Annotated in this window: 3 protein-coding genes and 1 tRNA gene; 2 read left to right on the top strand and 2 right to left on the bottom strand. The window is 55.6% G+C overall.

Going from position 1 to position 3,745, the window contains the following annotated elements:
* On the bottom strand, positions 1-240 hold a 240-nt coding region (locus tag KH616_RS22840), incomplete at its 3' end, for a PaaI family thioesterase (RefSeq protein WP_292252174.1).
* A gap of 192 nt (positions 241-432) precedes the next feature.
* On the opposite strand from KH616_RS22840, the gene KH616_RS22835 reads away from it, so the two are divergent.
* Positions 433-508 (top strand) — tRNA-Lys (locus KH616_RS22835).
* A 285-nt stretch (positions 509-793) separates the two neighbouring features.
* On the opposite strand, the gene KH616_RS22830 is transcribed toward KH616_RS22835, so the two are convergent.
* Positions 794-1,861, bottom strand: coding sequence for a WYL domain-containing protein (locus KH616_RS22830; RefSeq protein ID WP_292252173.1), 1,068 nt, complete (start codon positions 1,859-1,861; stop codon positions 794-796).
* Between the two features lie 208 nt (positions 1,862-2,069).
* On the opposite strand from KH616_RS22830, the gene KH616_RS22825 reads away from it, so the two are divergent.
* Positions 2,070-3,737 carry a hypothetical protein gene (locus tag KH616_RS22825; protein WP_292252172.1) on the top strand — a complete coding sequence of 556 codons (1,668 nt, stop codon included), beginning with the start codon at positions 2,070-2,072 and terminating at the stop codon, positions 3,735-3,737.
* Positions 3,738-3,745 lie beyond the last annotated feature (8 nt).

Raw genomic sequence — 3,745 nt, 5'->3', positions numbered from 1 at the left:
GACGGTTGTCATCGGCCGGAATTCGCCGAGCGCGGCGGAGATTGCGATCACCATCGCCGTGTCGGCCGCGGCCATGAATACCTGACCGCAGATCACACCGCCCGAGTGACGGAACTCGCCGGAAAACGGCAAGCGGAGCGTGATGCTGTCGTCGGAGATCGATACGGGCGTCAGGCCAAGCGAGCGAACCCAGGGAGCCAGCAGCCGGTCCAGCAATTCGCGGACTGCGTTTTCGTCCATCTTGGAATATCCGGAGAACGTTGCGCGACCGCCGCGCAACGCATGTGGGCGTCATCATACCGGGAGCACGCGGCGTCCGACGGCTCGTTGTTTCCCCAACTTGTGCACCTGTCGATCGCGAATCTTTTTAGAAAAATTCGCAGAAAGTGCTTGCCAAGGGGGAAAAAGCCGGGCATAATTCTTCTTCTGTTGGGGGCGTTAGCTCAGTTGGTAGAGCAGCGGACTCTTAATCCGTAGGTCGAGTGTTCGAGTCACTCACGCCCCACCAAGCATTACGAAGCCCGGTTAGCGAAAGCTGACCGGGCTTTTTGCTTTGCGCTGGACCATTTCCGGTACTGCCTGTCAACAGTCACCGGACGGGAGCCTTGACGAGTACGCCAGAGCACCCCAATTAGCAACATAACGATGCTACCGGCAGAGAACCGTCGAATTTGCCCCCGCAGAGCACGGAAGTTCGCGCTTTCGCCGGGCTACCGCCCCGTTTGTCTGCCAAGCGTTAGGGAAGCGACAGGCACACCGTGCGTCACATGGCGATTTTCCGCCCCCCCCCTCCCTACCCTGCCCACCCATATCGCCGCGCAAGACCCACATAGTCTGCGGAAAACTCTTCGCGCAGTGATTGCGGCGCCAAAATTTCCACGCAGATACCTAACGAGCGAAGCCAACGACGCAGCTTAAGGCTGGGAGTTACAGTGCCCGTTATCTTCGTGCGTCCATCCGGAAGCACATCGATGTGCTGGTCTTTCGCCATCGGCGTTTCCTTCAAGTGATTTCCGCTAGTTCCGTCGAATGCCAGCTCTAGCATGACCGGAGCCTCCGGCATGAAATCGAAGACCTGCTCGGCATCGATATAAGTACGCAGCTTGAAATCTGACGGATACTGAAAAATTTTGCCTGATCCAGTTGCCGATGTAAGGCGATCCAACCGATAAAGCGACCTGAGCCAGTTTGGCCGCCCATCCTCCGGTCTAGGCGGATGGTCAGGGCTTTGGGCAACGATGTACACAACGCCCGCCGATTCAACCAACGCTAGCGGCCACAGGCGCTTCTCCCGAATCACCCCATCTCGATCAACCTTGTAAACCGGCCGGTACTGAATGAGCAATTCACGCTCGAAGAACATCGCAGTAACTACGACCTGAAAAATTTCAGCATTAAGCTTCGGACGAATCAGCGAGAACGTGTTGTCGACTGAATCGATTTTGTCCGCCCACGCTCGATAGATGCGGCTATCGCCCCTTTCTTCAGAAAGCCGAGTTTCAGCCGCACGGAATAGTGGCTCGATATCCCCAGTGACAGCAGCAGGAAGCTTATCCCGAGCAAAGCGCTGAAGGATGTGGAATGCCACCGCCTCGGATGCGCTCATCAAGTTGGCCACATCCCGTGCGCCAGCAAGCCACGGCTTGCGCTGCCATAGTAGCTCACGGCCGCTAGCCATCGAAATGACGAGACTACTCCTTTCCAGAGCCGCCAAATGCCTTTGCACCTTCTTCGTGTAATCGATACGATGCCCACGCGCTTCCAACTGCCGACGTATATCCGGCGTAGACAACCATGCGACCGAATCCCGCTCGGTGGGAAGAATGCGAAGAATCGCTTCATCTAGGCTTGAGACTGCCATCTAGGTATCCGTTTGCTTTGTGATGTTATTGCGGCATCGTATGCGCCGATCGGGACATTTTACGTCTCAGTCTACCTATGCGACCAAGCACCCTTAAAAAACCGAGACGCAGAATGTCCCTTTCGTACACTACGATACGGCTCACCTAGCCCAGTAGGTCTCGCGCACCAACAAACACTAAATCTGCACTCTCAGACGATACGAAAACATGACGCACGAATCTACGAGTGAAAGTCCCTCTCCAGTCGACAAATCTGCCTACACGATCAAATCGAGTACCGTTCTTATGGCCGAGCGCGGAGTACCCGATTCCAATCCACTCCCTCCTGCTGCGGACACTGGGACCGTTGAGGATCTGGACGAAATGGCTGGTTTGCCGATCGATGCCCAAGGCAAACCGATTGATGGTGCAGCCGCCGAAGCAGCTGAAATCATCGCGTCCTTTCTGAGTGCATACGCTACAAGAGATCTCACCCAGACCTGCGAGCAATGGCTGGTTGAACAGTTCCACCGATATCCGTCGTTATGGAACGGGGACGCAGAGATCGAATCCGCAGCATATGAGGTCGCCTCGACCATCGGCGAGGTAAACACCCAAAAGGCGTCGTTGAATGCGGCCATGGCAGCCGGCCAGAGCCGAGCGAACTGGTTCGCCGACAGTCTTGAGCGAGTCACTGCTGCCCAAGGTATTGCTGATGTTGGCGCCTATGCAGCAACTATCGAGAGAGCGTTAGATCAGGCTACCCTCAATAGCGCCAAAGTGATCCAGCGTGCCGATGGCGCGATTAGCGGCTGTACGAACCTCGATGGCTTCATCGCAGAACAACATCATGTGGACAGCTTCAATATCGATGTCGCCGCCAAAGGCAGTACCTATAGTGCCGAGGTAATGACACCTGAACTGGGGCAACCTTATCGCAAAAACTCCGTTGATCTCGTGATTCGAGATGCAGACAGCAGGGTCGTGCGGCGCTACCAGTCTAAGTATGGCGCTGATGCAGAAGCCACAAATCATCTCTACAAGCAAGGCGACTATCGCGGCCAACGCAAACTGGTACCCGAAGGGCATAGCGAGGGCGTCTCTGGCAGCACTGAAACTATCGAAGTGGATGGCATATCGTCCTCGCCGCTCACTAAGGAACAAGCGAAGCAGCAACAATATGATGCGCAGCAAGATGGCGAGTCCAAACGCTATGGTTGGGACCAGGTAAGCCGTGGCGCTATCGCACACCAGATCATGAAACGGTCCCTGCTTTCCGCAACCATCTCGGTTGGTTTCCAGGGTGCGCGCATCCTTGGTCGACGCGCATGGAATACATTGCGCGGCAAGCCCAATACTACGATCAGCGACGACCTGCGGGAATTTTTTTCCAGTTCTCTGACCAGCGCCTCAAATGCAGCACTTCACACAGCGCTTGCCGGCGCCATGGTGATTGCGGTCAAGCGTGGCCTACTTGGCCGTTTGCTGAAACAGACTCCAGCGGGACAGATCGCCACCGCGACATATATCGCACTGGAGAATATCAAGGTGCTGTGGAAACTTGGTCGCGGCGAGATCACGACTGACGAGGCACTCGACGCCATGGGTGAAATTACCACCGTTGTCTTGGTTACGACGTTTGCTATGGCCGAGGGATCAGCTATAGGCATGCAAATCGGAGCCGTATTCGGCCCGATCGGCGCGGCCATTGGCGCATTTATTGGCGGCGTCGTCGCTGGTATTGCAGGAAACGCGGCAGGCAAGTTGATTTATGCAGGCGCCAAGAAGCTTTGCACCAAAGTCGCTTTGAATCGACCAGAATTTCCTAGCCATCTTCTAGCCGTATATTACGGTGACCAAGGAGATGGATATGAGCAGCAAGCGGTATACGGATGAGTTCAAGG

The sequence above is a fragment of the Burkholderia sp. genome (assembly GCF_018375725.1).
GTDB lineage: Bacteria > Pseudomonadota > Gammaproteobacteria > Burkholderiales > Burkholderiaceae > Burkholderia.
Note: the sequence above shows the minus strand (reverse complement) of the source record. Positions and strands in the feature narration are given on the sequence as shown.